At 72.3% G+C, this 26,931-nt stretch carries 24 protein-coding genes and 1 pseudogene; 7 read left to right on the top strand and 18 right to left on the bottom strand.

Annotated elements, in window-relative coordinates:
- Window positions 1-51: 51 nt before the first annotated feature.
- Window positions 52-1,068 (top strand): phosphatase PAP2 family protein, encoded by a 1,017-nt coding sequence (locus tag ACIQ1J_RS17930; RefSeq protein WP_403557677.1) that lies wholly within the window; start codon window positions 52-54, stop codon window positions 1,066-1,068.
- Between the two features lie 41 nt (window positions 1,069-1,109).
- On the opposite strand, the gene ACIQ1J_RS17925 is transcribed toward ACIQ1J_RS17930, so the two are convergent.
- Both ACIQ1J_RS17925 and ACIQ1J_RS17920 read right to left on the bottom strand, forming a co-directional pair.
- A complete protein-coding gene (locus tag ACIQ1J_RS17925) occupies window positions 1,110-1,325 on the bottom strand; it encodes an I78 family peptidase inhibitor (RefSeq protein WP_403557675.1) in 216 nt (71 codons plus the stop codon).
- Window positions 1,326-1,709: 384 nt separating this feature from the next.
- Window positions 1,710-2,546 carry a hypothetical protein gene (locus ACIQ1J_RS17920; RefSeq protein ID WP_403558218.1) on the bottom strand — a complete coding sequence of 279 codons (837 nt, stop codon included), beginning with the start codon at window positions 2,544-2,546 and terminating at the stop codon, window positions 1,710-1,712.
- 478 nt (window positions 2,547-3,024) lie between these two features.
- Between ACIQ1J_RS17920 and ACIQ1J_RS17915 the strand changes: the two genes are divergently transcribed.
- Together ACIQ1J_RS17915 and ACIQ1J_RS17910 are read left to right on the top strand one after the other, a co-directional pair.
- On the top strand, window positions 3,025-3,822 hold the full coding sequence (locus tag ACIQ1J_RS17915) for a hypothetical protein (RefSeq protein WP_403557673.1): 798 nt from the start codon (window positions 3,025-3,027) through the stop codon (window positions 3,820-3,822).
- Window positions 3,823-3,896: 74 nt separating this feature from the next.
- Window positions 3,897-4,187, top strand: a complete 291-nt coding sequence (locus tag ACIQ1J_RS17910) for a hypothetical protein (protein WP_403557671.1) — start codon at window positions 3,897-3,899, stop codon at window positions 4,185-4,187.
- A 92-nt stretch (window positions 4,188-4,279) separates the two neighbouring features.
- Here the strand turns inward: ACIQ1J_RS17910 and der are convergent, their stop codons facing one another.
- From der to aroH, 5 genes are all read right to left on the bottom strand, one after another.
- Window positions 4,280-5,758, bottom strand: coding sequence for a ribosome biogenesis GTPase Der (gene der / locus ACIQ1J_RS17905; protein ID WP_403557669.1), 1,479 nt, complete (start codon window positions 5,756-5,758; stop codon window positions 4,280-4,282).
- A gap of 74 nt (window positions 5,759-5,832) precedes the next feature.
- Window positions 5,833-6,495: a 1-acyl-sn-glycerol-3-phosphate acyltransferase gene (locus tag ACIQ1J_RS17900; RefSeq protein ID WP_210964353.1), complete on the bottom strand. Its 663-nt coding sequence runs from the start codon at window positions 6,493-6,495 to the stop codon at window positions 5,833-5,835.
- Window positions 6,492-7,187 carry a (d)CMP kinase gene (cmk, locus tag ACIQ1J_RS17895; protein WP_210964354.1) on the bottom strand — a complete coding sequence of 232 codons (696 nt, stop codon included), beginning with the start codon at window positions 7,185-7,187 and terminating at the stop codon, window positions 6,492-6,494. Before cmk ends, ACIQ1J_RS17900 begins: the two co-directional genes overlap by 4 nt.
- A gap of 152 nt (window positions 7,188-7,339) precedes the next feature.
- A complete protein-coding gene (locus ACIQ1J_RS17890; protein ID WP_403557666.1) occupies window positions 7,340-8,425 on the bottom strand; it encodes a prephenate dehydrogenase in 1,086 nt (361 codons plus the stop codon).
- The gene (gene aroH, locus ACIQ1J_RS17885) at window positions 8,422-8,784 is read right to left on the bottom strand and encodes a chorismate mutase (protein ID WP_210964356.1); all 363 of its coding nucleotides are present in this window, start codon (window positions 8,782-8,784) and stop codon (window positions 8,422-8,424) included. Before aroH ends, ACIQ1J_RS17890 begins: the two co-directional genes overlap by 4 nt.
- A gap of 135 nt (window positions 8,785-8,919) precedes the next feature.
- On the opposite strand from aroH, the gene ACIQ1J_RS17880 reads away from it, so the two are divergent.
- Together ACIQ1J_RS17880 and ACIQ1J_RS17875 are read left to right on the top strand one after the other, a co-directional pair.
- On the top strand, window positions 8,920-9,327 hold the full coding sequence (locus ACIQ1J_RS17880; RefSeq protein WP_403557664.1) for a Rieske (2Fe-2S) protein: 408 nt from the start codon (window positions 8,920-8,922) through the stop codon (window positions 9,325-9,327).
- Window positions 9,328-9,349: 22 nt separating this feature from the next.
- A pseudogene (locus ACIQ1J_RS17875) lies at window positions 9,350-9,448 on the top strand (DNA polymerase beta superfamily protein); the annotation flags it as partial.
- Between the two features lie 218 nt (window positions 9,449-9,666).
- Here the strand turns inward: ACIQ1J_RS17875 and ACIQ1J_RS17870 are convergent.
- The 11 genes from ACIQ1J_RS17870 to ACIQ1J_RS17820 form a co-directional block, all read right to left on the bottom strand.
- Window positions 9,667-10,689: an ADP-ribosylglycohydrolase family protein gene (locus tag ACIQ1J_RS17870; protein WP_403557662.1), complete on the bottom strand. Its 1,023-nt coding sequence runs from the start codon at window positions 10,687-10,689 to the stop codon at window positions 9,667-9,669.
- Window positions 10,686-11,405, bottom strand: a complete 720-nt coding sequence (locus ACIQ1J_RS17865) for an NUDIX domain-containing protein (RefSeq protein WP_403557660.1) — start codon at window positions 11,403-11,405, stop codon at window positions 10,686-10,688. Before ACIQ1J_RS17865 ends, ACIQ1J_RS17870 begins: the two co-directional genes overlap by 4 nt.
- Before the next feature lie 79 nt (window positions 11,406-11,484).
- Entirely contained in the window at window positions 11,485-12,624 is a 1,140-nt protein-coding gene (locus tag ACIQ1J_RS17860) for a pseudouridine synthase (protein ID WP_403557658.1), read from the bottom strand.
- Complete coding sequence (scpB, locus tag ACIQ1J_RS17855; protein ID WP_403557656.1) at window positions 12,624-13,277, bottom strand: SMC-Scp complex subunit ScpB; 654 nt, start codon at window positions 13,275-13,277, stop codon at window positions 12,624-12,626. The genes ACIQ1J_RS17860 and scpB overlap by 1 nt, the downstream gene beginning before the upstream one ends.
- Window positions 13,274-14,332, bottom strand: coding sequence for a segregation and condensation protein A (locus ACIQ1J_RS17850; protein ID WP_403557654.1), 1,059 nt, complete (start codon window positions 14,330-14,332; stop codon window positions 13,274-13,276). The genes scpB and ACIQ1J_RS17850 overlap by 4 nt, the downstream gene beginning before the upstream one ends.
- A gap of 402 nt (window positions 14,333-14,734) precedes the next feature.
- Window positions 14,735-15,247, bottom strand: coding sequence for a hypothetical protein (locus tag ACIQ1J_RS17845; RefSeq protein WP_403557652.1), 513 nt, complete (start codon window positions 15,245-15,247; stop codon window positions 14,735-14,737).
- 41 nt (window positions 15,248-15,288) lie between these two features.
- Window positions 15,289-16,311, bottom strand: a complete 1,023-nt coding sequence (locus ACIQ1J_RS17840; RefSeq protein WP_210964363.1) for a ParA family protein — start codon at window positions 16,309-16,311, stop codon at window positions 15,289-15,291.
- 492 nt (window positions 16,312-16,803) lie between these two features.
- Window positions 16,804-17,928 carry an alanine dehydrogenase gene (gene ald / locus ACIQ1J_RS17835; protein WP_403557650.1) on the bottom strand — a complete coding sequence of 375 codons (1,125 nt, stop codon included), beginning with the start codon at window positions 17,926-17,928 and terminating at the stop codon, window positions 16,804-16,806.
- A 132-nt stretch (window positions 17,929-18,060) separates the two neighbouring features.
- A complete protein-coding gene (locus tag ACIQ1J_RS17830) occupies window positions 18,061-20,088 on the bottom strand; it encodes a tetratricopeptide repeat protein (RefSeq protein ID WP_403557648.1) in 2,028 nt (675 codons plus the stop codon).
- Between the two features lie 165 nt (window positions 20,089-20,253).
- On the bottom strand, window positions 20,254-20,889 hold the full coding sequence (locus ACIQ1J_RS17825) for an NUDIX domain-containing protein (RefSeq protein ID WP_403557646.1): 636 nt from the start codon (window positions 20,887-20,889) through the stop codon (window positions 20,254-20,256).
- Window positions 20,890-20,974: 85 nt separating this feature from the next.
- Entirely contained in the window at window positions 20,975-22,642 is a 1,668-nt protein-coding gene (locus tag ACIQ1J_RS17820; RefSeq protein ID WP_210964379.1) for a CTP synthase, read from the bottom strand.
- Window positions 22,643-23,175: 533 nt separating this feature from the next.
- On the opposite strand from ACIQ1J_RS17820, the gene ACIQ1J_RS17815 reads away from it, so the two are divergent.
- A complete protein-coding gene (locus ACIQ1J_RS17815; protein WP_403558216.1) occupies window positions 23,176-24,978 on the top strand; it encodes a glycoside hydrolase family 15 protein in 1,803 nt (600 codons plus the stop codon).
- A gap of 313 nt (window positions 24,979-25,291) precedes the next feature.
- The gene (locus ACIQ1J_RS17810) at window positions 25,292-26,926 is read left to right on the top strand and encodes a PucR family transcriptional regulator (RefSeq protein ID WP_403557644.1); all 1,635 of its coding nucleotides are present in this window, start codon (window positions 25,292-25,294) and stop codon (window positions 26,924-26,926) included.
- Window positions 26,927-26,931: the final 5 nt, after the last annotated feature.

The following is a 26,931-nucleotide window of genomic DNA, read 5'->3' as shown; positions in this document are numbered from 1 at the left end:
AAGCCGTTGATTCGGCCGGGATCACTCCTCACTCGCTGTAACGTCGATTGGGTGCGTACCGAACGGAACCTCACCCGTCTGGACCGGGTGTTCGCGAGACTGGACCGGGAGCCGGAACGACCGGCCCACCTGGATGTGCCGGTGATGAGCCGGCACAGGATTGCGCTGTTCGCCGGGACCCTCGCGTTCTATATCGCGATCGTGTGGGCCGTGGTCATCACCTCGTGGCTGGTCCGGCTCGACTGGCAGGTCATGTTCTTCCGGCCCTACCAGCAGTGGCCGGAGATCCACGCGTTCGTCGACTACTACGTGGTGCTCGGCCAGCGCGGCCCCACCGCGGTGATGGTCGCGGCGTGGCTCGGCTGGCGCTCCTGGCGGCAGCACACACTGCGTCCCCTGCTCGCGCTCGGTGTCTCCCTGCTCCTGCTGAACGTCACGGTGGGAGCCGCCAAGATCGGCATGGGCCGGCTCGGGCCGCACTACGCGACCACCGTCGGCGCGAACGAGATGTGGCTCGGCGGCGATATATTTCCGAGCGGTCACACCGCGAACGCCGTCGTGACCTGGGGCATCCTGGCCTATCTGGCCTCGACGCCGAGGGCGCGGCGCTGGCTGTCGGCCCTGTCGGCGGTCGTTTCACTCGGGGTGGGCATGTCCACCGTCTACCTCGGTACGCACTGGCTCAGCGACGTGCTCCTCGGCTGGGCCGCGGGGCTGCTGATCCTGCTGGCGCTGCCGTGGTTCGAACCGCTGATCACCCGGGCCGAGGCCTGGATCCTCAGCGTGCGCGACCGCTGGTTCGCCCGCCTCGGCCGCAGGACGGCGACGAAGCGGCCGGTCAGCCCGCCCGCGGTTCCCACGCCACCCGCCGCCGACCCGGAGAAGGCCCCGCTCCGCGAGCCGGTCGCCGCGCCCCGCACCCGGGTCCCGGCATACCTCGCTCCGGGCCCGCACACGGCCCGCTCGGACCGTACACCGGTGACCCCGGCCGGCAGCCGCAGGCCGCCGCACACCGACCGCCACCCGCGCGGCGCGACCCCGGCCGCACGGCCCGTGTCGGGCGGCTGACCCGGCGCGGGGGCCGGTACGCACAGCCTCTCCCCCGCGCGTCAGCCCTTCCAGGCCCGCGCCACGCGGCCGTCCTTCACCTCGAAGTTGAGGCGGCCCACGCGGTACTCCATGGTGATGACCGTCCCCGGCGCCAGTGACCGCACCGTCGACCAGCCGCGCTCCCGCGCGAGCCGTTCGGCCGCCTCGGATTCGAGGCCGACGTATGCGTCCGGACTGTCCTGGGGTTCGGCCGGTGGTGTCGGAATCGGTGCCATGCCGCCACGCTATGCCCTGCTCCACGACCGGGGAAGCCCAGGCCGGTAACCGGGCCGCAGGGGCACCTACGGTCACATTTCTGTCACAGGATCACGGTCCCTGTTTTGGTCGAACTCCGTCACCCGGACGGACGGTTTCGTACGCCTTCCGTGGACCGGGCAGGCGAATTGCCGCGTGTCGCATCACCCATCGAATAGTCGGACGGAAAAGGGTTCCGAAGCGCCCCTGACGCTCCCCTGGCATTTCACGTTCGAGCACGCCGAACGGACTTGCGGATGACTTGCGGAGATCGGACATCGGCACAGGAAACACATCGCCCGCACACAGGTACGGCGGCTGTCGGTGGCCTGCCGGCGGTTTCGGAAAGGTACTGTCCGCGGCCGTCAGGACTCCAACGGGGTGACGGACAGCGACAGGTCGTTGTCCCGGGTGTAGTACGGCCCGGCCTCCACGGCGCCGTGCGGCGTGCGCACGCGCGCGCGTGGATAGGTGAAGACGGGGTGCTTGTCGGCGACGTCGTCCAGCAGCCGCGCGAGGCGGACGACCGGACCGGGCTCACCGGCGGGCCGCAGCCACAGGTCCCACTCGCCCGGCGCGAGAGCGTCGTAGGGCACGGTGAAGCCGAACTCCGCCCGGTCGGCCGCGACGTCCAGCCGGCGTACGGCGCCCTCGCCGGCGCCGGACCGGGCCCGCACCTCGGCGTGGGCGCCGGAGACGATCTGCGTGCCGTACACCCGCCCGCGTACGGTCAGCCCGCCGTCCGCGAGGCCGAGCTCGCCCGTCTCCGCGTGCGGGGCGCGCAGCCAGCTGCGGACGGTGAGGTTGCCCTGCCGGGTGGCGTACGGGATGCGGACGGCGACGTGGCCGAGCAGTCCGCCCGGGGTGCGGTCGGCGAGGGAGCGCAGGTCGGTGACGCCGGGCACCAGGCGCCGCGGTTCACCGGCGCAGACACGCGCGTAGGCGTCCCAGCGACCCTCGGGCAGGGCCACGCTGCTGGGCAGCGCGGCGCGCAGCCTGCCCTCGGCGGCCGGGGCCAGCGGCAGGCTGACCGTGTCGTCGGCGGAATCGGCGGGGCCGGCACCATCGGCGGCGCGGCGGCGCAGTATGAGGAGGGCCGCCCCGGTCTCCCCGTGCGCGGCGACGTCGAAGGTCAGACCGCCCGCGGAGTCGCCGATGCAGTCGGCGCGCAGCGGGGCGGCCGATGGGGCCGGCGGCGTCATGCGGTGCGGTTCCTCCCTGGGCTTCTCGTCGTCCGGTAAGACCCGGAACCCCGCCTTCTGGTTGGCCGTGTCCGATTGCGATGTGGTCACGACCGGAAGCGGGCCCGCGGCCGGAGCGCCGCCGTACGCCTCCCAGACCGTCCCGTCGCCCCAGGCCAGCCCGCCATTACCTCGGGTATCAGCTATTTCCGGACACCCACTTCATTCGCTGATGCCCTGATTTGTCGACCAACCAGCATAGCGGCGCCCGACCCACTCCGCCGGGCCAACGCCCTTGTTCCGCACATCAGTTGTCGGCGAGTGGGCGGTTCAGCCCGGCGGATGACCGTGCGCGCCGGATGGTTCGATTCGGTTGGCCATGGGGCGTGACTCCCGCCACAGATCGCCCGTTGTCATCTGCATGAGCCGGGGATCCGCCCGGACCACGGCCCGGGAGCCACCCGGTCCGGTCACGCACCGCATCCCGAGGGAGCCACCCGTGCCGCGCATGCTCGACGTCAGCGACGACGTACGCGCCGAGATCGGCGACGAAGAAGCCGACCGCCTGCTCGCCGGGGAGTCCGCCCCGGGCAGCTACGACTGCACGTCCTGCCGCACCCCGGGCGACTGCGAGCAGGAGCGCACCAGCACCGTTCTCTTCATCGGGGACGAGACCGCCGTCCTCGCCTTCGCCCACGCCGGCTGTCTTCCCTCGCAGGTCGTGAAGGTCACCGAGGAGCAGCTCCAGGGCGCCGTGAAGTCCATCCACGCCGACAACGCCCGCCCCGAGCCCGAGCAGGCCGCACCCGAGAAGGTCGCGTCCGAGCAGGCCGTGCTCGGCGTCACCAGCGGACTGATCCTGATCGCCGGAGAGCTGCACCCGGCCCTCGTGGTGGAGCCGACCGCCCCCATCGCGCGGCCCGGCACGTCCGGCGCCGGCGACGACTTCCTGCCGCTGCTCATCGAACAGGGCTTCATGCCGGTCATCGAGCTGTCCACCGCGCCGGCCGTGCTGCACGGGTGGTCGGTACTGCTCGCGATGGGCCAGCTGCACGCGGTGCTCCAGCCGGGGACGAACGGCGGCCGGCCGGTGGCCTGGTGGCAGGCGCACCAGCCCCTCCAGGTCACCGAGGGCTGGCGCACGGCGGCCAACAAGCACCAGCAGGTGCTGATGTTCGCGGCACCCGTCGGGACGATCGGACGGCAGCCGCGCGAGGACCTGCTGCGGGACGCGCTGGACAAGGCGGCGGCGAACGGGCAGCTGGTCGCGGCGGCGCTGCCGCTGGCGGGAACCTGAGACTTCTCCGTGCGGGCGTCGGACGCCCGCGGCCTGGGCCGCATCTCTTCCAGTGCAAGGTCGTTTGGACATACGTGTACGCATACGACGCCTTCCACCGCCAGGGCGGCCCCTCGGCCACGCCGATCTACGACGCGCTCTACGCCGAGTACGTCAGGTCCTTCCGATCACTGCCGGGGGATCGCAGCGGCGAGGAGGAGCTGGGGTTCACGTCCTTCCGGAGCATCCCGCGCAGCAGGGGCGCATACAGCGCCTACAGCGCGGGCGCCCACAGCGCCCGCGTCGGCCAGCAGTCGATGTGGCAGCGCGTCGGCACGCACCACGTCCCGGCCGCGCTGCCACCGGCTCCGCGCTCAGGTGCCTGACAGCCACCTGAGCGATGAGAGCGGCGAGAGAGGGCGGCCCCGGCCGGGGTCGCCCTCTCTCGCCGCTCTCATCGCTGTCTCAGCCGGTGCCGCTACTTCTTCTTCGCGCCGCGCTTCTCGCGCACCCGCACCGAGATGTGGATCGGCGTCCCCTCGAAGCTGAACTCCTCGCGCAGCCGGCGCTCGATGAAGCGCCGGTAGCCCGCCTCGATGAAGCCGGAGGCGAAGAGCACGAACCGCGGGGGCTTGGTGCCCGCCTGCGTACCGAACAGGATGCGGGGCTGCTTGCCGCCTCGCACCGGGTGCGGGTGGGCGGCGATCAGCTCACCGAGGAAGGCGTTCAGCCGGCCCGTCGGGACGCGGGTCTCCCAGCCGGCCAGCGCGGTCTCGATCGCCGGGACCAGCTTCTCCATGTGCCGCCCGGTCTGCGCCGAGACGTTGACCCGCGGTGCCCACGCCACCTGGCCGAGCTCGGTCTCGATCTCCCGCTCCAGGTAGTAGCGGCGCTCCTCGTCGAGGGTGTCCCACTTGTTGAAGGCGACGACGATCGCGCGTCCCGCCTCGACGGCCATGGTGACGATCCGCTGGTCCTGGACCGAGATCGACTCGGAGGCGTCGATGAGGATGACGGCGACCTCCGCCTTCTCGACGGCGGCGGCGGTGCGCAGCGAGGCGTAGTAGTCGGCGCCCTGCTGGAGGTGGACACGCTTGCGGATGCCCGCCGTGTCGACGAACTTCCAGGTGACACCGCCCAGCTCGATCAGCTCGTCGACCGGGTCGCGGGTGGTGCCGGCCATCTCGTTGACGACGACCCGGTCCTCGCCCGCCACCTTGTTCAGCAGCGAGGACTTGCCGACGTTGGGCCGGCCGATCAGGGCGATGCGGCGCGGGCCGCCGACGGCTGTGCCGAAGGTCTGGGCCGGGGCCTCGGGCAGAGCCTCCAGGACCTTGTCCAGCATGTCGCCGGTGCCGCGGCCGTGCAGCGCGGAGACCGGCTGGGGCTCCCCCAGCCCCAGCGACCACAGGTAGGCGGCGTCGGCCTCGCCGCTCGGGCCGTCGACCTTGTTGGCGCACAGCACGACGGGCTTGCCGGCCTTGCGCAGCAGCCGTACGACCGCCTCGTCGGTGTCGGTGGCGCCGACCTTGGCGTCCACGACGAAGACGACCGCGTCGGCGGCCTCGATCGCGTACTCGGCCTGCGCGGCCACGGAGGCGTCGATGCCGAGGACGTCCTGCTCCCAGCCGCCGGTGTCGACGACCTTGAAGCGGCGGCCGGCCCATTCGGCCTCGTAGGTGACGCGGTCGCGGGTGACGCCCGGCTTGTCCTCGACGACGGCCTCGCGGCGGCCGATGATCCGGTTCACCAGGGTCGACTTGCCGACGTTGGGGCGGCCGACGACGGCGAGGACGGGCAGCGGGCCGTGCCCGGCCTCCTCGATCGCGCCCTCGACCTCCTCGGCGTCGAAGCCCTCTTCCGCGGCGAGCTCCATGAACGCCTCGAATTCGGCGTCGCCAAGCGCCCCGTGGTCGTGCTCCTCGCCCGAGCCCTCGGAGTGGATGTGGTCGTTCATGAAGTCCGTACCTCGTTCATCGTGGTGATCGTGGCGCACCCTGTTTCGCCGGGCGGGCCACTACTCAGTGTCGCCTAGCGCCCGGTGAGGCGCCTGGCGTTTTCCAGGTGCGCGGTGAGCTGCTTCTGGATGCGTTCGGTCGCCTCGTCCAGCGCCTTGCGGGTCCGCCGTCCGCTGCCGTCGCCCGCGTCGAAGGGATCGCCGAAGACGACGTCGATGCGGGAGCGCAGCGGGGGCAGCGCCTTTATCAACCGTCCGGGCCGGCCGGAACTTCCCAGCACCGCGACCGGGACGATCGGGGCTCCGCTGCGGACCGCGAAGTACGCGAGCCCGGCGCGCAGCGCGGCGAAGTCGCCCTCGCCCCGGGTGCCCTCCGGGAAGATGCCCAGCACGCCGCCGTTCTCCAGGACGCCCAGCGCCTGGGTGATGGCGGTGCGGTCGGCGGTCGAGCGGTCCACCTTCAGCTGGCCGATGCCGAGCAGAAAGGGGTCCAGCGGACCGATGAACGCCTCCTTCTTGATCAGGAAGTGCGTCGGCCGGGGCGCCACGCCCATGACCATCGGGCCGTCGACGTTGTGCGAATGGTTGACGGCGTAGATCACCGGCCCGGTCGCGGGCACCCGCCAGGCGCCGAGCACGCGCGGCCGGAACAGCCCGTACATCAGGCCGACGCCGATGCGCCGCCCGATCTCGGCACCCTTCTCGGAGGGTACGGGCGGGGTGGAGGGTGCGGTCACTTCCCCGCCCGCTTCTCCTCGACGAGGGTGACGACGCACTCGATGACCTGCGCGAGGGTGAGCTCGGTGGTGTCCACCTCGACCGCGTCGTCCGCCTTGGCCAGCGGCGACGTCTTACGGCTGGAGTCGGCCGCGTCCCGCTTGATCAGGGCCTCGCGGGTGACGTTGACGTCGGCGCCCTTCAGCTCGCCGCTGCGGCGGGCGGCGCGGGCCTCCGCCGAGGCGGTGAGGAAGATCTTCAGGTCGGCGTCCGGCAGCACGGTCGTCCCGATGTCCCGGCCCTCGACCACGATGCCGAGCGGGGCGGAGGCGGCGATGGTGCGCTGCAGCTCGGTGATCCGGGTCCGCACCTCGGGGACGGCGCTGACCGCGCTGACCTTGGAGGTGACCTCCTGGGTGCGGATCGGGCCGGCCACGTCCACGCCGTCCACCGTGATGGTGGGGCCCGCCGGGTCGGTGCCCGAGAGGATCTCGGGCTTTCCGGCCGCGGCGGCGATGGCGTGCGGGTCGTCGGTGTCTATGCCGTTGTTGACCATCCACCACGTGATCGCCCGGTACTGGGCGCCGGTGTCCAGGTAGCTCAGGCCGAGCTGTGCGGCGACGGCCTTCGACGTGCTCGACTTGCCCGTGCCGGAGGGGCCGTCGATGGCGACAATCACGGCCGGGACGGTCGGGGCGGCGCCGTTTTCCACGAGGGGACACCTTCCTGGTGCGGTGCGGTGGGTGGTGTGCGGGACGCGAAGGCGTCCCGCACAAGGTTACTGGCTCTCCGAGACCCGTCCGACAGCCGCCCGGAACCCGGGATCGGCGGCGGGCCCCGGGGACCACCCGCGGGCCCCGAGGGTCACTGCCGGATCGCCCAGCCCCGTTCCTTGAGGGCCGCCGTCAGCACCGGAGCCGCCTTCGGCTCGACCATGAGCTGCATGAGGCCGGCCTGCTGTCCGGTCGCGTGCTCGATCCGTACGTCCTCGATGTTGACCCCGGCCCGTCCCGCGTCCGCGAAGATGCGGGCCAGCTGGCCGGGCTGGTCGTCGATGAGGACCGCGACGGTCTCGTAGACGCGGGGTGCGCTGCCGTGCTTGCCCGGCACCCGCACCTGCCCGGCGTTGCCCCGCCGCAGCACCTCCGCGATGCCGGTGCCGCCCTCGCGGCGCTTGTCCTCGTCGGAGGACTGAAGCGCGCGCAGGGCCCGCACCGTCTCCTCCAGGTCGGCGGCGACGTCGGTGAGCAGGTCGGCGACCGGCCCGGGGTTGGCGGAGAGGATGTCGATCCACATCCGGGGGTCGGAGGCGGCGATCCGGGTCACGTCGCGGATGCCCTGCCCGCACAGCCGTACGGCTGCCTCCTCGGCGTGCTCCAGCCGGGCGGCGACCATGCTGGAGACCAGGTGGGGCATGTGCGAGACGAGGGCCACGGCGCGGTCGTGGGCGTCCGCGTCCATCACCACGGGAACCGCGCGGCAGTGCGAGACCAGCTCCAGGGCGAGGTTCAGCACCTCGGTGTCGGTGTCCCGGGTCGGGGTCAGCACCCACGGGCGGCCTTCGAAGAGGTCTTTGGTGGCCGCCAGCGGGCCGGACTTCTCGCGGCCGGACATGGGGTGCGTGCCGATGTACGCCGCGAGGTCGAGCCCCCGCGCCTCCAGCTCGCGCCGCGGGCCGCCCTTGACGCTGGCCACGTCGATGTACCCGCGGGCGGCGCGGCGCCCCATGGCGTCGGCGAGCACGTCGGCCACCAGGGCCGGCGGCGCGGCGACGACCGCGAGGTCGACCGGCCCGTCCGGGGCCTCGTCGGTGCCGGCGCCCAGTGCGGCGGCCGTACGGACCTGCTCGGGGTCGCGGTCGGCCAGGTGGACGGTGACGCCCCGCTGGGTCAGGGCGAGGGCGGCGGAGGTCCCGATGAGGCCGGTGCCGATGACGAGTGCGGTTCTCACTGGGCGATGTCCTTGCGCAGGGCCGCGGCGGCGCCGAGGTAGACGTGGGCGATCTCGGCACGCGGCCGGTCGGACTCGATGTGGGCGAGGACCCGGACGACGCGGGGCATGGCGCCCTCGACGTCCAGTTCCTGGGCGCAGATCAGCGGCACGTCGGTGATGCCGAGCTTGCGGGCGGCGGCGGCCGGGAAGTCGCTGTGCAGGTCGGGCGTCGCCGTGAACCAGATGCTGATCAGGTCGTCGCCGGTCAGGTCGTTGCGCTCCAGGACGGCGGTCAGCAGTGCCGCGACCTGCTCGTCCATGTGCCCGGCCTCGTCCCGCTCCAGTTGGACGGCGCCCCGGACCGCTCGTACCGCCACGGCGATGCTCCTTGCTGACGTGTGTATCGGTTGTTGGTCCGTCCAGCCTAGTCAGCCCGCCGCGTACGGGCCCGGGGCGCCCGTCTCCTGAGACGCTGGCCCCGGCCGGAACCTCCCCTTCCCCGGAGCTGCGACATGACCCACACCCCGACCCGCCGTACGGTCCTCCTCTGCACGGGAGCCGCCGCGCTCTCCGTGGGCTGCGGCGGCGGAGGCGGGGACGGCGACGGCGGCGACTCCTCGGCCGCCTCGCCCGGGCAGGAGCTGGCGCCGACGAGCGACATCCCGGTCGGCGGCGGCAAGATCTTCGCGGACCGGAAGGTCGTGGTGACGCAGCCGGAACAGGGCGAGTTCAAGGCCTTCTCGGCGGTCTGCACCCACCAGAACTGCCTTGTGTCCGACGTGCGGGACGGATCCATCGACTGCGCCTGCCACGGCAGCAGGTTCAGCATCACCGACGGCGCGGTGGAGCAGGGGCCGGCGACCGAGCCGCTGTCGGAGGAGCGGATCGCGGTGGACGGAAATTCGGTCCGGCTGGCGTGAGCCGCCCGCGTACGCTCCGGGCATGGAACCCGAGACCCTGGTACGCGACCACACCGTTTACGCCTGTGTCATGGGTTCGCGCGCCTTCGGTCTGGCGACGGAGGACAGCGACACCGACCGCCTTAACGGCGCCTCACCGCGCTGGTGAGCGGGGTCTGGTGCGTGCAGCCGCCAGGCGGAGGAGGGCGGCAACGCGATGGGGGCCCCCGCGCGAGCGCAGTCGGGCGTGGGGGGTTGACAGCCGACGACAACGCCGCAGACGCGCGTGCCAGACCCCGCGTCTGCGGCATGATCCGAACGGCAGGCCCTGGGTCGGTGTCGAGGGCGTCGGTCATGCGCTCAGGCGTCCCAGAGCGCTCCGAGGGCCAGCAGGTCGCCCCGGTACTCGATGCGGTCGGCCCACTCGGCGGGCCAGGCGTCGGCGCCCAGGTGAGCGCCCGCGAAGGCACCCGCGAGGCAGGCGATGGAGTCGGAGTCGCCGGCGGTGCAGGCACCGCGGCGCAGGGCGGTCAGCGGCTCGTCGACGAAGAGCAGGAAGCAGAGCAGCCCGGCCGCCATGGCCTCCTCGGCGATCCAGCCCTCGCCCACCGCGAGGCACGGGTCGGTCTCGGGCGAGACGGTGCGCACCGCCTCCTGGAGGCGGTCGAGTATCGCCAGGCACTCGTCCCAGCCGCGGGTGATGAAGTGCTCGGGCGTGGGGTCCTGGGAGCGGGTCCACAGGTCGCCGAGCCAGCGCTCGTGGTAGCGGGTGCGGTTGTCGTAGGCGTACGACCGCAGCAGCCCGACCAGTCCGGTCGGCTCGGCTCCCTCGGCGAGCAGCCGTACGGCGTGCGCGGTGAGGTCGGACGCGGCGAGCGCGGTGGGGTGACCGTGGGTGAGCGCGGACTGCAACTGTGCGGCGCCCGCGCGCTGTTCGTCACTCAGGCCGGGGACGAGCCCGACCGGCGCGACGCGCATGTTGGCGCCGCAGCCCTTGGAGTGGATCTGGGCGGCGTCCTGCCAGGGGCGGTCCGGGCGCTCCAGGAGGTCGCAGGCCGTGAGGCAGGTGTTGCCGGGAGCCCGGTTGTTCTCCGGCGACCGGTTCCAGGCGATGAACTCCTGCCGTACGGGCTCCGCCATCGCCTCGGGCGCGAGGGCTCCGCGGTCCATGGCCGTCCGCAGCCCCTTCCCCAGCGCCAGCGTCATCTGGGTGTCGTCGGTGACGATCGCGGGCCGGGGCAGTCCCATCTCCCGCCAGGGTCCGCACTTGGCGAGGATCGACGGGACGTCGTCGAACTCGGTCGGGAAGCCGAGCGCGTCCCCGAGGGCGAGACCGGTGAGGGCCCCGGTGGCGGCGCGCTTGGTGACGGTGGTCGTGGTCATGCGGGGCGTCCTTCCCGAGGGGGGCGGAGCAGGGGCGGGTGCAGGGTGGTGGCCGGGCCGGAGCGGTACAGCGCGGCCGGTTTGCCTCGGCCGCCGGTGAGGCGGGCGGCGCCCGGGACGGGTTCGACGAAGCCCGGGGTGGCGAGGACCTTGCGGCGGAAGTTGGGCCGGTCCAGGACCGTGCCCCACACCGTCTCGTAGACCTGCTGCAGCTCGCCGAGAGTGAACTCGGCCGGGCAGAAGGCGGTGGCCAGGCAGGTGTACTCCAGCTTGGCGCCGACGCGTTCCCGGGCGTCGGCCAGGATCCGGCCGTGGTCGAAGGCGAGGTCGCGGGCCTTGTCGTACGGCGCCCAGCGGGCCTCGGCCGCGTCGCCGCCGCCGTGCGGTTCGGGAGGGTCGGGCAGCAGGGCGGCGAACGCGACCGACACGACCCGCATCCGGGGGTCGCGGCCGGGCTCGCTGTAGGTGCGCAGCTGCTCCAGGTGCAGCGCGCCGACGTCGGCCAGGCCGGTCTCCTCGGCCAGCTCCCGGCGGGCCGCCGCCTCCGCCGACTCGTCCGGCAGCAGAAAACCGCCGGGCAGTGCCCAGCGGCCGGCGTACGGCTCCTGCCCCCGCTCGACGAGCAGCACGTGCAGCGCGTCCGCGCGGAGGGTGAGGACGGCGAGGTCGACGGTGACGGCGAAGGGTTCGAAGGCGTGCTTGTCGTAGCCGTGCACAGACGGCCACCCCCTTAATAGTCACCTGGACTATAAAGGGGGTGGCCGACCCGTCACAACCCTCGCGGCACCTGAGCGCCTAGAGTTCGACCTCCTGCATCAGCATCCCGACCTCCGTGTTGGACAGCCGGCGCAGCCAGCCCGACTTCTGGTCGCCCAGGGTGATCGGGCCGAAGGCGGTGCGCACCAGCTTGTCGACGGGGAAGCCCGCCTCCGCGAGCATCCGGCGGACGATGTGCTTGCGGCCCTCGTGGAGGGTGACCTCGACCAGGTAGTTCTTGCCGGTCTGCTCGACGACCCGGAAGTGGTCCGCGCGCGCGTAACCGTCCTCCAGCTGGATGCCGTCCTTGAGCCGCTTGCCGAGGTCGCGCGGGATCGGGCCCACGATGTGCGCGAGGTAGGTCTTCTTCACGCCGTACCGGGGGTGGGTCAGGCGGTGCGCCAGCTCGCCGTGGTTGGTGAGCAGGATCACGCCCTCGGTCTCGGTGTCGAGCCGCCCGACGTGGAAGAGCCGGGTCTCTCGGTTGGTGACGTAGTCACCGAGGCACTGCCGGCCGTCCGGGTCCTCCATGGTGGAGACGACACCGGCGGGCTTGTTGAGCGAGAAGAACTGGTACGACTGCGTGGCCACGGTCAGGCCGTCGACCTTGACCTCGTCCTTCTCCGGGTCGACCCGCCTGCCCTGCTCCAGCACGATCTCGCCGTTGACCTCGACCCGGGCCTGCTCGATCAGCTCCTCGCAGGAACGCCGGGAGCCGTAGCCCGCGCGCGCGAGGACCTTCTGCAGCCGCTCGCCCTCCTGCTCGGCCCCGGGGAAGGTCTTGGGAGGCTTGACGTCCTTCTTGCCCGCGTACCGCTCGCGGTTGCGCTCCTCGGCACGTGCCTCGTACTCGCGGGACGTGGCCGGGACCGAGCGCCCCCGCTGCAGGGGCTTCTTCGGCCCGCCCTTGGCGCCGCCGCGGGCCGCCGGGCCGCGGCCCGACTTCGGGCCCTCGTGGGTGGCGCCGGGACCCACGTCGTAGCGCCGCTCCTCGGGGCGCGGGTTCTTCGGACGGCCGCCCTGCTTGTTGTCGCGGTTGCCACCGGCGCCGCGGGGGCTACCGCTGCTCCCGCCGCGGGGGTTACCGCGGCCACCGCTGCTCCCGCCGCGGCCGCCGCTGTTGCCACCACGGCTCCCGCCGTTGTTTCCGCTGCTGTTCCTGCCGCTGCTGCTTCGCATCAAAGTTCCGTCTTGTCGTCTGCGTCCTCGGAATCCGGGGCGTCCGGATCGAACGACGGGACCCCTTCCAGTGTCTCGGCCTCGATCGCCGCCGCCTCCGGGAGGAAGGGCGCGAGCTCCGGGAGCTCGTCCAGGCCGCGCAGGCCCATCCGCTCCAGGAAGTAGTTCGTCGTCACGTACAGGATCGCACCTGTTTCGGGTTCCGTGCCCGCCTCCTCCACCAGACCCCGCTGGAGGAGGGTGCGCATCACACCGTCGCAGTTCACGCCGCGCACCGCGGAGACGCGGCCGCGGCTGACCGGCTGGCGGTAGGCGACCACCGCGAGGGTCTCCAGCGCGGCCTGGGTGAGGCGGGCGTGCTGACCGTCCAGGACGAAGCCCTCGACGGCCGCGGCGTACTCGGGGCGGCTGTAGAAGCGCCAGCCGCCCGCGATCAGGCGCAGCTCGAAGCCGCGGCCCTGGACGGTGTACTCGTCGGCCAGCTCGCGCAGCGCGTCGGCGATCTGCCGCCGGGGCCGCTGGAGTATCCGGGCGAGGTGCTCCTCGGTCGCGGGCTCGTCGACGACCATGAGGACGGCTTCGAGAGCGGGCTTGAGTTCGAGGTCGGCGACGGCCTCCGGCCCGCCCGCGGCCTCCGTGGTCTCCTCACTCACGCCTTCCGCTCCTCCTCGGTCCTGTCCGGCGGCCGGTCGAACTCGTCGGTCACCACCGGCTCGGTGTCCGCGTCCCCGCCCGTCCAGCGCACCAGCAGGTCACCGAGCGCGGTCTCCTGGTCCAGCTCGACGGCCTTCTCCCGGTACAGCTCCAGCAGGGCGAGGAAGCGGGCGACGACGGTCAGCGTGTCCTCGGTGTCCTCGACCAGGAGGCGGAAACTCGCCTGTCCCAGCTCCTTCAGGCGGGCGACCACGATCCCGGCCTGCTCCTGCACGCTGACCAGCGGCGCGTGGATGTGCTCGACGTAGACCTGCGGCTTGGGCTTGGGCTGCATCGCCTTGACGGCGAGCTTGGCGAAGCCCTCCGGCCCGATGCTGATGACGACCTCGGGCAGCAGCTCGGCGTGCTGGGGCTCCAGCCCGACGGTACGGGGGTAGCGGCGGGCCTCGGCCTCGAGCCGCTCGTTGAAGATCTCCGCGATCTGCTTGTACGCACGGTACTGAAGCAGCCGTGCGAAGAGCAGGTCGCGGGCCTCCAGCAGCGCCAGGTCGGCCTCGTCCTCGACCTCGGCGGCGGGCAGCAGCCGGGCCGCCTTCAGGTCGAGCAGTGTGGCCGCCACCACCAGGAACTCGGTCGTCTCGTCGAGGTCCCAGTCCGGCCCCATCGCCCTGATGTGGGCCATGAACTCGTCGGTCACCTTGGAGAGCGCGACCTCGGTGACGTCCATCTTGTGCCTGGAGATCAACTGGAGGAGCAGATCGAACGGCCCCTCGAAGTTGGCGAGCCGCACCTTGAAGACACCGTCGCCACCCTCGTCGTGCGTGCCCCCGGGGAGCGTGTGAGGCGCCTCACCGGTCTCCGGCGGGTGCTCGGCCCCGCCGCCCGCCGGAGCCGCCGACACCACGGTGGACTGCTCCGCCACCGCTCCCGGCGCGACCATGGGCGCCGCCCCGGCGCCCTCCGCCGCCCCGGCGCCCTCCGAGGCCGATGGGGCTTTTGAGGACGCGCTGGACGGCCGCGCCGCCGCTCCCGGCAGCACAGAGGGCGACTGCACGGCAGCGTGCGCCGCCCCGGTTGCCTCCGGCGCCGCGGCGGGCGGCCGCGGGGTGGTCCGCGGACGAGAGTCCGTCACGGCTTGCGGCTCGCCCCGGGCACCGGCGTCCGCGCGGGCGCGCCCGTCCTCCGGAGAGGTCGCCGTGCGGGGGGTCTCCCGCAGGAGCGCGTCAGTCCGTGGTGAGGCTTTCGACGCCGGGGTTCGCGGCGGCTCCTCGGAGGGCGCCGCCCGCGCGACCGCGGGGCCGGACGGCACCGGCTCGGGTGCCCCGGACGTCTCGGGGAGCGGCGGAACCGGCGGAGCCGCCCGCTCCCCCGGACCTCGCCCCAGCGCACGCCGACGGCCGGCGCGGGCGCCGGGGCGGGGGGCGTCGTTCGAGGTCATGGCCCCCGCAGGCTACCGCTAGCGGCCGCGCAGCCGTCGTACGAGGATGCTGGCGTCCCCGCGGGTCTCCAGATCGGCGAGGACCACGGCGACCGCCTCGCGGACGATGCGGCCGCGGTCGACGGCCAGTCCGTGCTCGCCCCGGAGCACCAGGCGGGCGTGCTCCAGGTCCATCAGTTCCTCGGCGGAGACGTACACGGTGATCTTCTCGTCGTGGCGCTCACGGCCGCTGGGTCGGCGCGAGGGCGACCGCCCACGCTTGCGCGGCTGGGCGGTGGCAGAACCTTCCTGCACGCCCACGCCCGGCACGGAGCCCCGCGCGGAGCGTTCCGCGCCCCGGCTGCGCGACTCGCCCGCCGAGCCCGGTTCGGCGTCCGCCGCGGCGTGCTCCGCGCCCTCGCCGTCACCGCCCTGCGCGGGCACCGACTGCGGTGCGTCCTCGGCGGCGGCCTGGTCGCTCTCCCCCGCCGGCGCCGGCACCCGCGCCTCGCCGTTGGCCGGTCGCCGCGGGGAGGACGCCTGGAGCCCCATCCCCCCTGTCGTACGGAAGAGTTCGTCGGCCCCCGGCAGACTCACTCGGCGTGACACCGGGCGAGCACCTCCCTGGCGAGCTGGCGGTAGGCGGCGGCACCGACGGAGTTGGAGGCGTACGTGGTGATCGGCTCACCGGCGACCGTGGTCTCCGGGAAGCGGACCGTACGTCCGATGACCGTGTGGTAGACGTGATCGTCGAAAGCCTCGACGACACGCGCGAGCACCTCACGGCTGTGGACCGTGCGCGAGTCGTACATCGTGGCGAGGATGCCGTCGAGCTCCAGGTCGGGGTTGAGCCGCTCCTGGACCTTCTCGATCGTCTCGGTCAGCAGCGCCACACCGCGCAGCGCGAAGAACTCGCACTCCAGCGGCACGATCACCTTGTGCGCGGCCGTCAGCGCGTTGACCGTGAGCAGGCCGAGCGAGGGCTGGCAGTCGATCACGATGTAGTCGTAGTCGTCCATCAGCGGCTTCAGCGCCCGCTGCAGCGTGGACTCGCGCGCGACCTCGCTCACCAGCTGCACCTCGGCCGCCGACAGGTCGATGTTGCTGGGCAGCAGGTCCATGTTGGGGACCGCGGTCTTCAGCAGCACCTCGTCGGCCGCCATGCCCCGCTCCATGAGCAGGTTGTAGACGGTGAGGTCGAGCTCCATCGGGTTGACGCCGAGACCGACCGAGAGCGCGCCCTGCGGGTCGAAGTCGACGAGCAGCACCCGGCGCCCGTACTCGGCGAGCGCGGCACCCAGGTTGATGGTCGACGTGGTCTTGCCGACGCCGCCCTTCTGGTTGCACATCGCGATGATCTTCGCGGGGCCGTGCTCGGTCAGCGGGCCCGGAATCGGGAAGTAGGGCAGCGGGCGTCCGGTCGGTCCGATGCGCTCACGGCGCTGGCGGGCCGCGTCGGGCGCGAGCGTGGCGGCGTACTCGGGATCGGGCTCGTACTCCGCGTCCGGGTCGTAGAAGTGCCCCTCGGGCAGTTCGTCGTAGTCGGCGAAGTGGTTGCGGGACGCGCCACTTCCGTTGCCGGCCCTGGCGTTCACGTGTTGGCCATCCATACTCATGTGTGCTGTCTGAGTTGCCTGCGGACTCTGGTGGGCTGCGAAGGTGCGTACAGCGACGGAGCCGACAGCCTCGAGACGCCCGGGGCCGTGGGCCCGTGCAGGCGTTCCTGGTTGACCACCCCCGGGAGTAAATGTCGACTCATTCACAAGTCGTCTTACCTCCTTGGTGACCAGGAAACTTCTAGACAGGTCAGCGTGGCACCATGCCGACGTTCGGCGACTCTATGGCGTGTCGGGCGTCCGCAGCAACACAATCCGCCGGACCCGGCCCGATGTGTCGGCAATGAAACATCCCTCTGTCAAGGGCGTACGGACGTCGCACAGCAGGTTTCATCGGTGTGCGAATCGGTTGAAGCGTTACGTTCGAGGCGAGTTGGCCGAGAATCGCAAAGTGACCATACACACACCCGGCCGGACCTTGTCGGGCAAGGTCCGGCCGGGCGTGTGGGGTTGACGGCGACTGTTGACGTATCGCCTTTTCCGGTTGGTGACTTAGCCGAGCAGGGTGGCCGGGTCGACGTACTCCAGACCGTGCGCCTCGGCGACCTCGCGGTAGGCGACCTTGCCGTCATGCGTGTTGAGGCCCTTGGCGAGCGCGGGGTCACGGCGCAGCGCCTCGACCCAGCCGCGGTTCGCCAGCTCCACGATGTACGGCAGCGTGGCGTTGGTGAGGGCGTTGGTGGAGGTGTTCGGCACCGCGCCCGGCATGTTGGCGACGCAGTAGAAGACCGAGTTGTGGACCTTGAAGGTCGGCTCGGCGTGCGTGGTCGGGTGCGAGTCCTCGAAGCAGCCGCCCTGGTCGATCGCGATGTCGACAAGAACACTTCCGGGCTTCATCCGGGAGACCAGCTCGTTGGTGACCAGCTTCGGGGCCTTGGCGCCCGGGATGAGCACCGCGCCGATGACCAGGTCGGCGTCGACGACGGCCTTCTCCAACTCGAAGGAGTTGGACATGACGGCCTTGACCTTGGTGCCGAAGATCTTGTCGGCCTCGCGCAGCTTGTTGATGTCGCGGTCGAGCAGCGTCACGTCGAAGCCCATGCCGACGGCGATCTGCGTGGCGTTCCAGCCGGAGACGCCACCGCCGATGACGACGGCCTTGGCCGGGGTCACGCCGGGCACGCCACCCGGAAGCACACCGCGGCCGCCGTTGGGGGCCATCAGGTGGTAGGCGCCGACCTGGGGGGCCAGCCGGCCCGCGACCTCGGACATCGGGGCCAGCAGCGGCAGCGCGCGGCTGGGCAGCTCGACGGTCTCGTAGGCGATCGCGGTGGTGCCGGACTCGACGAGCGCGTCCGTGCACTCCTTGGATGCGGCCAGGTGCAGGTAGGTGAAGAGCGTCTGGTCCTTGCGGAGGCGGTGGTACTCCTCCGCGATGGGCTCCTTGACCTTCAGCACCAGGTCGGCGGTGGCCCAGACCTCGTCGGCGGTGTCGAGTATCCGCGCGCCTGCGGCGACGTACTCGGTGTCCGGGATGGAGGAGCCGACGCCGGCCGCGCGCTCGATGACGACCTGGTGACCGTGGCGCACCAGCTCGTGCACGCCGGCGGGGGTGATGGCCACCCGGAACTCGTTGTTCTTGACCTCGCGGGGGATACCGACCTTCACGTCGATCACGGTCCTTGGCTCAGAGGGTTGGGCTATTTCTACACATACCCGCGCACACGTGGGCGCAACGGGAGAGACCGCGAGAAGGTGCGGCAGAGCCAGTCTAATGAAGGTGTTCCCGCTGTCCAGCCTTTCAAAGCATCAATCTTCAGACGATGCGCTACGGATTTCGCAGGCCTCGGCGGGATCTTCCCTCAGCATGCGATCCGCTGCGCTCCGCTGCAGTCCGGCGGCGGTGGGATCGCCGAGGTGGTCGAGCGTGTCCGCCAGCCGCAGGTGCAGCGCGGCCTGGAGCCGGACGTCCTCGGCCCTGCGGGCCCACTCGGCGGCCTCCTGGCAGGTGCGCAGCGACTCCTCGGGGCGTCCGGCGTACTCCTGCACGCGGGCCAGTTCACTCAACGCCCGCGCGTGCGCGGCCACGTCGCCGGCCTTGCGGTACCCGGCGGCCGCGGCGCGCCAGCCCCGCTGCGCCTCGCCGTAGCGGCCGGCGTAGGTGTGCGCGGTGGCGAGCCGGCCGTAGACGCGGGCGGCGTCGGCGCGCTCGTCCCGGGCGAGGCGCTGGGCGAGCGCCCGGCCGAACCAGTCGGCGGCCCGGTCGTAGTCGCCGAGCTCCAGATGAGCGCCGCCTACGGATTCCATCGCGCGGCCGGTCGCGTACGGGTCGTTCGCCTCGCGTCCGGCGTCCAGCGCGGCCCGGTAGCGGACCAGGGCCTCGGCGGTGCGGCCGGTACGGGCGTCCAGGTCGGCCAGGTTCAGCAGGGCGGCCGCCTTCTCCCGGGGCAGCTCTCGGCGCTCGGCCACGTCGAGGACGAGGCGGTGGATGCCGTACAGGTCGGGCGCCGCCGCCTGGGTGCCGAAGTGGGCCACCATGGTCCGCACCAGCTGGGACATCAGCCTGCGGGCGAGGGTGTCCAGCTCCCCGTCGGCGACCGCGAGCCGCGCCGCGGCCAGCAGGGCGGGCCGGCGGACCCGCAGCCAGTCGGCGGCGGCCCTCGGGTGGGGGAAGCGCAGGGCACGCGGCATACCGAGGAGCTTCTCGCGGGCCTGCGGGCTGTCGGTCTCGGTGACCGCCCGGCAGGACTGGAGCAGCCGCACCGTCCGCTCCAGCATGCGGGCGCGGGCGAGCTGAAGCTCGGCCGGCCGTTCGTGGGTCTCGGCGAGAGCCCGCAGCAGGGCGTGCAGGCACCCGGGGACCTCGTACTCGGGCAGCGGCGAGTCGACCGCCCGCAGCACGCCGAGGGCGACGAAGTCGTCCAGGGTGGTGCGGGCGCCGTTGACCGAGCAGCCGGCGAGCGCGGACGCGGTGTGCGGGTCGACCAGGCCGGCCGGGGCGAGGGAGAGCAGGCGCAGTATCCGGGCGGCGGGGCTGGGCAGGGACGCGTGGGCGAGGCGGAAGACGCGGCTGAGGGCGGTGCCCTCGTCACCCTCCGCATGCACGTGCTTGGCGAGGTCGGCGACGGCCGCCTGGGGACGGGCCGCGAGCCAGCCGCCGGCCAGGGCCAGCACGGCGGGCTGGGCCTGGCAGACCTCGACCAGTTGTTCGGCGGCCCGGGGGTCGACGGTGATGCGGACCGAGCCGGTGTGCCGGGACAGCAGTTCCACGGCCGACTTGGTGTCCAGGCCGCCCAGCGTGCACGGGCGGACGTCCGCGATGCCGGTCAGCGGGCCCTCGGCGACGACGACGGCCAGGCAGTCCGGGGTGTCCGGCAGCAGGGCGTCGACCTGCTCGGTGTCGGCCGCGTCGTCGAGCAGGAGCAGAACCCTGCGGTCGGCGAGGGCGGTGCGGAGCGCCTCGGTGAGGTCGTCCTCGTCGGCCCCGGGCGGGTTGGGGCGGTCCAGCTCGCTCAGCAGTTCCCGGGCGAGCCGCCCGACGGGCACCCGCGTGCCGTCCGGTTCGCTCAGCCGGACGCGCAGCACGCCGTCGGGGTAACCGTCCGCTACCTGGGCGGCCAGCTCCTCGGCGAGCGCGGTACGGCCGGAACCGGGCCGGCCGGCGATGAGCAGCACGCGCGCGCGGGGTGCCTTGCGGCCGGAGAGGGTGTCCAGGCCCGCGCGCTCGATGTCGGCGCGCAGCTCCTTCAACTCCCGGGTGCGGCCCAGGAACCGACTCTCCTCAGCAGGGTCCTCCGACAGCCGTACGCCGTCCGTGTCCACCGCCTGATCCGTCACGGGCCACACTCCCGATCCCACCGCACGCCGGCACCCGCCGGAACCCCGGTTCGGGCGTTTCCAGAGCCTAGTTCACGCTCTGCTACGTTCCCTGCGGAGCGCGGCGGGCACATCCCTCGATCGGATCAACCGATGGTCACACCACGGCGGGCGAGAGAGTGGTTCTCAGGCCTCGAACGGCCGCGCCGGCCACGGCGCCCGAGCCGGGCGGAGCGCGTCGAGCCCATCGCCCTGCTCCGCCGCGACCAGCGAGAGCACGCCCACGACCAGGCAGTTGTTGTGCAGGTCGCCCGCGAGCACACCCCGGACCAGGTCCGCCACGGGCACCCGGGCCAGCTCCATGTCGGCCTCCTCGTCCTCGACCTCGAAGCGCTCGCCCTCGGCCTCCGACAGGTTCCGGGCGAGGAAGATCCGCACGGCCTCGTCGCAGCCGCCGGGGGTGGTGTAGACGTCGGTCAGCACCCGCCAGTCCTCGGCCTTGACGTGCGCCTCCTCGTACAGCTCGCGCTGGGCGGCGTGCAGCGGGTTCTCGCCGGGGACGTCGAGCAGACCGGCCGGAATCTCCCACAGCTTCTCGCGCACGGGGTGCCGGTACTGCCGGATGACCAGGGCCCGCCCCTGGTCGTCCAGGGCGAGGACGGCCACGGAGCCGGGGTGGACCTGGTAGTCGCGGGTCACCACGGAGCCGTCGGGCATGACCACGTCGTCCGTACGGACGGAGGTCTTCTTCCCCTGGAAGGGAGTCTCTGTGCCCCGGACCTCCCACTCCTCGGGGATGTCCTTGATCGTGCTGCCCGTCATGCCTGACCTGCCCTTCCAGACGTACGCGAAAAGCCGGGGCCGCGCCGTTGAATGCGCGCGCCCCGGCCACCGTACAACTGGTGTGTTACTTCGACGTCTTCCGCTCGACCGCGGCCTTGACCAGCCCGGCGAAGAGCGGGTGCGGGCGGGTCGGGCGCGAGCGCAGCTCCGGGTGCGCCTGCGTGGCGACCAGGTAGGGGTGCACGTCGCGCGGGTACTCGACGTACTCGACGAGCTTGCCGTCCGGGGAGGTGCCCGAGAAGAGGATGCCCGCCTTCTTCTCCAGCTCCGCGCGGTAGGTGTTGTTCACCTCGTAGCGGTGGCGGTGCCGCTCCTCGACGTACTCCTTGCCGTCGTGGACCTCGCGCACGATGGAGCCCTCGGCCAGCTTGGCCGGGTACATGCCGAGCCGCATCGTGCCGCCCATGTCGCCCTCGCCCGCCACGATGTCCAGCTGCTCGGCCATCGTGGAGATGACCGGGTGGGCGGTGGCCGGGTCGAACTCGGTGGAGTTGGCGTCCGTGATGCCGGCCAGGTTGCGCGCGGCCTCGACCACGATGCACTGCAGGCCCAGGCAGAGGCCGAGCAGCGGGATCTTGTTCTCACGGGCGTAGCGGATCGCGCCGACCTTGCCGAGCACGCCCCGGTCGCCGAAGCCGCCCGGGATGCAGATGGCGTCGACGTCACCGAGCTGCGCCTTGGCGCCGGCCGCCGTCTTGCAGTCGTCGGACGTGACCCACTTGATCTTCACGCGGGCCTTGTTGGCGAAGCCGCCCGCGCGCAGCGCCTCGGTCACCGAGAGGTAGGCGTCGGGCAGGTCGATGTACTTGCCGACCAGGGCCATCGTGATCTCGTGGTCGGGGTTGTGGACGCGGTCGAGCAGGTCGTCCCAGGTCGTCCAGTCCACGTCGCGGAACGGCAGGTCCATCTTGCGGACGACGTAGGCGTCCAGACCCTCGGTGTGGATGACCTTGGGGATGTCGTAGATCGAGCGGGCGTCGGGGCAGGCCACCACGGCGGCCTCGTCGACGTCGCACATCAGCGAGATCTTGCGCTTGATCGCGGTCGGCACCTCGCGGTCGCAGCGCAGCACGATCGCGTCCGGCTGGATACCGATGTTGCGCAGCGCCGCGACCGAGTGCTGGGTCGGCTTCGTCTTCAGCTCACCGGAGGGGCCGATGTACGGCAGGAGCGAGATGTGGACGACGAAGACGTTGTCGCGGCCGACCTCGTGCCTCACCTGGCGGACGGTCTCCAGGAACGGCAGCGACTCGATGTCGCCGACCGTGCCGCCGACCTCGGTGATCACGACGTCCACCTCGTCCGTCGCCATGCGGCGGATGCGGTGCTTGATCTCGTTGGTGATGTGCGGGATGACCTGGACCGTGTCGCCCAGGTACTCGCCGCGCCGCTCCTTGGCGATCACCGTGGAGTACACCTGGCCGGTGGTGACGTTGGCGGAGCCGTCGAGGTCGCGGTCGAGGAAGCGCTCGTAGTGGCCGATGTCCAGGTCGGTCTCGGCGCCGTCGTTGGTGACGAACACCTCGCCGTGCTGGAAGGGGTTCATCGTGCCAGGGTCGACATTGAGGTACGGGTCGAGCTTCTGCATCACGACGCGCAGACCCCGTGCCTTGAGCAGCATGCCGAGGCTGGAGGCGGTCAGCCCCTTGCCGAGCGAGGAGGCGACACCCCCGGTGACGAAGATGTGCTTGGTCGTCGAAGCTGTGCTGTTTCGAAAAGCAGCGGGCGGCATGGCCAAAGGGGGGCTCCCGTGGTCGCGGTCTGGGGTGCGGTGCGCTCGTCGTCCGACCCGGTCGTACCGGGTTGCCGTCGGTGGCGCCGTCGCTGCGGTTCCGGGGTTTTTCTCCCACCGGTCCACGGGCTACCAGCGTATCAGCGCCTCGGGGCGATGGCTTCCGGCCACCCTCCGCGCACGCTCGGACACTCAGGCGCGCGGCTCACCGTTTCCTCACCCGTTGGTCACTCGTTCGGCGGACCCGGGTTGCCCGGACCGGCACACAGATCATCTGCGTGCGTCGTATCCTGCTCGGACGTTCGCTGCCGAGCCCGCCCGGCGACGCGGCACCACCCCTCGCCCGTCAGCGCCGGAACAACGAGAGCTCGTCAGTTCGTTGAGCAACAATTGTCGTTTGCGGCACAGCGTTTGGCTTCACGGCCGAACGGCTGCTTTGCTTCATGACTCAACGACGCATGACAAACCCCCCTTGACCGCACCAGCGACCGCCCCCTCGTGGGGGTGACGTGGCCGTTCGACTGGAGTTGCACGTGGCCGGGCGCATCGAAGACTACGCACTCATCGGAGACATGCAGACCGCCGCCCTGGTCTGCCGGGACGGCACAGTCGACTGGCTGTGCCTGCCCCGCTTCGACTCGCATGCCATCTTCGCCGGTCTGCTGGGCACCGGGGAACACGGCTTCTGGCGGCTCGGACCCGCCTACGCCCCCGGCGCCGAACCGCCCACCGCGGCCCGGCGGACCTACCGCGGCGACTCGCTGATCCTGGAATCCGAGTGGGACACCCCGCGCGGCACGGTCCGGGTGACCGATTTCATGCCGCCGCGCGACGGCGCGCCGCAGGTGATCCGGATCGTGGAGGGTGTCTCCGGCCGGGTGCCGATGCGCTCGGAGCTGCGGATGCGGTTCAGCTACGGCCGCGTCGTCCCGTGGGTGCACAAGCACGAGGGCCGCACGGTGGCCGTCGCGGGCCCCGACTCGGTGTGGTTCGACACAGAGGCCGAAACCTACGGCAAGGCACTGACCACGTACGCGGACTTCACGGTCTCGCCGGGTGAGCGGATGGCCTTCACCATCTCCTGGGAGCCCTCGCACAAGGAGCCGCCGGCGCTGCCGGAGCCCGAGCAGTCGCTGGAGGCCACCGAGGACTTCTGGCGCGACTGGGTCGAGCACTGCACGTACCACGGTCCCTACCGGGAGGCCGTGGTCCGCTCCCTGATCACGCTGAAGGCCCTCACCTACGCCCCCACCGGCGGCATCGTCGCCGCGCCCACCACCTCGCTGCCGGAGGACATCGGCGGCGTCCGCAACTGGGACTACCGCTACACCTGGCTGCGCGACGCGGCGATCACCCTCTCCTCACTGCTGCGCACCGGCTACCGCGAGGAGGCCCGCGCCTGGCGCGAGTGGTTGCTGCGCGCGGTCGCGGGCGACCCGGAGAACCTGCAGATCATGTATGGCATCGCCGGCGAGCGCGAGCTGGGCGAGGCGGAGCTGGACTGGCTGCCCGGCTACGAGAACTCCACCCCGGTCCGGGTCGGCAACGGCGCCGCCCACCAGCTTCAGCTCGACGTCTACGGCGAGGTCACCGAGGCCCTGCACCTGGCCCACATGACGGGCCTGTCCCGCAACGACTACGCCTCGCTGCTCCAGCTCAAGCTGATCCGCTACCTGGAGGACCACTGGCAGGAGCCGGACGAGGGCATCTGGGAGGTGCGCGGTCCGCGCCGCCACTTCGTGCACTCCAAGGTGATGGCCTGGGTCGCCGTCGACCGCACCATCAAGCTGATCGAGTCCGGCGACGCCGACGGCCCGCTGGAGCGCTGGAAGCAGCTGCGCGAAGACATCCACCGGGACGTGTGCGAGAAGGGCTACGACAAGGAACGCAACACCTTCACGCAGTCCTACGGCTCCCAGGAGCTGGACGCCTCGCTGCTGCTGATCCCGCAGATGGGCTTCCTGCCGCCGGACGACAAGCGGGTCATCGGCACCATCGAGGCCATCCAGCGTGAGCTGTCCACGTCCGACGGCTTCATCCTGCGCTACCCGACGGAGGGCGGCAGCGAGGGCGTCGACGGCCTGCCCGGCGACGAGGGGGCCTTCCTGGCCTGCTCGTTCTGGATGGCCGACGACCTGGCGATGATCGGCCGCGTGGACGAGGCCCGCAGGCTCTTCGAGAAGCTCCTCTCCCTCCGCAACGACCTCGGCCTCCTGGCCGAGGAATGGGACCCCCGCCTCCAACGCCAGGTCGGCAACTTCCCCCAGGCCTTCAGCCACGTCCCCCTGATCGACACGGCACTGAGGCTGACGGCGAGCGGGGCGTACGGAGGCTGACACAACCGACTGCCCGCCGCCGCCCCCGCCGCGGGCAGTCATGCACCGCCGCCCCGCCGGGCAGTCGTACGCCGCCGCCCCCGCCGCGGGCATTCCTGCACCCCGCCGGCCGCTGCGGGCAGTCGTGCCGCTGGGGCGGCACGGGTGGGCGCAGCGGCACCCCGCCGGCGCCGGGCCGCGCCACCCACCCCCGGCCCACACCCACGCCGGGCACGCGGCTTCCACAGCTCACGCCCAAGACCCAAGGCACCCGGCACCCGGCACCCGGCACCGAAGATGTGCCCGCCCCACACCCCCAGGTACCGTCCGCTCCATGAACACCCCCAGCGCACCCCCGCCCTCGGGGATCACCGTGCAGCGCGCCCTGGAACTCCCCGGCCTCCGCAGCGGCCTCCCGGAGATCCTCGCCGGCGCCGACCGCCTGCACCGCACCGTGCGCTGGGTCCACGCCGGCGAGGTCCCCAACATCGCCTCCCTCCTCAAGGGCGGCGAACTCCTCCTCACCACCGGCTACGGCCTCGGCACCCGCCCCGCCGAACAGCGCGCCTTCGTCCGCACCCTCGCCGAACGCGGCATCGCGGCCCTCGTCGTGGAACTCGGCCCGCGCTTCGCCAGCCTGCCCGCCGCCCTCGTGGACACCGCCCGCGCGGCCGGACTGCCGCTGGTCCAGCTGCACCGCGAGGTGCCGTTCGTGACGGTCACCGAGGAGATCCACACCGAGATCGTCAATGGCCACTACGCACTGGTCCAGCGGGCCGAAGAGGTGCACCGCCGTTGCACGGAGGCCCTCCTCGGCGGCGGCGGGGTCCCCCGGGTGCTCGGCATCCTGGCCGACTTCGGCGGCAACCCGGTCTTCCTGGAGACCACCGACGGCCGCCTGCTGTACGCCGCCGGCGCCGGCCCCGAGGGCGCCGACCCGCTCCAGGTGTGGGAGGGGCTGCGTGGCCCGCACAAGGAAGCCCCGCCTCCGGCGGGCTCGGTCCTGGTGGACGTGCCCGGCGGCGGCCCCGCCACCGGTTCGGTACGCGCCCGGCTCGTTCTCCTGCCCGTACGGTCCCCGCTGGCGCCGGTGCACCGGATGGCGGCCGAGCGGGCGGCCGGCATCCTCGCCGTGGTGCTGATGCAGGCCCGTCAGGAGGAGGAACTCGCGGCGCGCGGGCGCGGCGACTTCCTCACCGACCTCGCCGAGGGCCGGATCACCCCGGAGGACGCGCCGGCGCAGGCCCGCGTCCTGGGCTTCAAGCCGGGCGCCGGCCCGCTGCTCCCGGTGGTGATGCGGCTCGGCGACACCCTGTCCCCCGCCGGTGGCGGCTGGGCGGTGCTGGCGCGCGCGGTCGCCGAGGAGCTGGCGTCGGTCGGAGTACCGGTCCTGCTGGGCGTACGGCCGGTGGAGGGCCGGGTGCCGCTGCTGCTGGGCCTGCGCACGGAGTCGGAGCGGACGGCGGTCGCCGACCGGGTCGCGGTGGCGTTGCGGGCGGGTGTGGAGCGGGCCGGGATGCAGCCGCCGGGGGCGCAGCCGCCCGTCGTGGTCGTCGGAGTGGCCGGCGGCTGGGCGGCGGCGTCCGCGAGTCTCAGGCACGCGGCGGAGACGGCGACCGCTGCCCAGGGCCTCACCGACCGGCCTTGGTACGACGCCCGGCGCCTCGACATCGACCTGCTGCTGTGGCGGCTGCGCGAACATCGGGACCTCGCGGCCTTCGTGGACCGGGCGATCGGTCCCCTGCGCGACCACGACAACCGTGCCAAGCCGCCCCTGCTGCCCACCCTCCAGACGTACCTGGCGCACGCGGGCCGCAAGGCGGAGACGGCGCGCGAACTCCATCTCAACCGGCAGACGCTCTACAACCGCCTGGCACGGATCGGGGAGTTGCTGGGCACCGACCTCGACGACCCGCAGACCGTCCTGGCGTTGAGCCTGGCCCTGCGCGCCCGACGGCACGTGCCCTAGTCCAG

Source organism: Streptomyces sp. NPDC097107 (assembly GCF_044762405.1).
Taxonomy (GTDB): domain Bacteria; phylum Actinomycetota; class Actinomycetes; order Streptomycetales; family Streptomycetaceae; genus Streptomyces; species Streptomyces thinghirensis.
Note: the sequence above shows the minus strand (reverse complement) of the source record. Positions and strands in the feature narration are given on the sequence as shown.

What these genes read in the sequence shown, in the direction of transcription:
- ACIQ1J_RS17870 (WP_403557662.1), bottom strand. Translation starts at nt 10,689, where the DNA reads ATGACCACGACCACCGTCACCAAGCGCGCCGCCACCGGGGCCCTCACC.
- ACIQ1J_RS17820 (WP_210964379.1), bottom strand. Translation starts at nt 22,642, where the DNA reads ATGCCGCCCGCTGCTTTTCGAAACAGCACAGCTTCGACGACCAAGCAC.
- ACIQ1J_RS17925 (WP_403557675.1), bottom strand. Translation starts at nt 1,325, where the DNA reads ATGGCACCGATTCCGACACCACCGGCCGAACCCCAGGACAGTCCGGAC.
- ACIQ1J_RS17845 (WP_403557652.1), bottom strand. Translation starts at nt 15,247, where the DNA reads ATGGGGCTCCAGGCGTCCTCCCCGCGGCGACCGGCCAACGGCGAGGCG.
- ACIQ1J_RS17880 (WP_403557664.1), top strand. Translation starts at nt 8,920, where the DNA reads ATGACCCACACCCCGACCCGCCGTACGGTCCTCCTCTGCACGGGAGCC.
- ACIQ1J_RS17860 (WP_403557658.1), bottom strand. Translation starts at nt 12,624, where the DNA reads ATGCGAAGCAGCAGCGGCAGGAACAGCAGCGGAAACAACGGCGGGAGC.
- ACIQ1J_RS17840 (WP_210964363.1), bottom strand. Translation starts at nt 16,311, where the DNA reads ATGAGTATGGATGGCCAACACGTGAACGCCAGGGCCGGCAACGGAAGT.
- ACIQ1J_RS17810 (WP_403557644.1), top strand. Translation starts at nt 25,292, where the DNA reads ATGAACACCCCCAGCGCACCCCCGCCCTCGGGGATCACCGTGCAGCGC.
- der (WP_403557669.1), bottom strand. Translation starts at nt 5,758, where the DNA reads ATGAACGACCACATCCACTCCGAGGGCTCGGGCGAGGAGCACGACCAC.
- ACIQ1J_RS17920 (WP_403558218.1), bottom strand. Translation starts at nt 2,546, where the DNA reads ATGACGCCGCCGGCCCCATCGGCCGCCCCGCTGCGCGCCGACTGCATC.
- ACIQ1J_RS17825 (WP_403557646.1), bottom strand. Translation starts at nt 20,889, where the DNA reads ATGACGGGCAGCACGATCAAGGACATCCCCGAGGAGTGGGAGGTCCGG.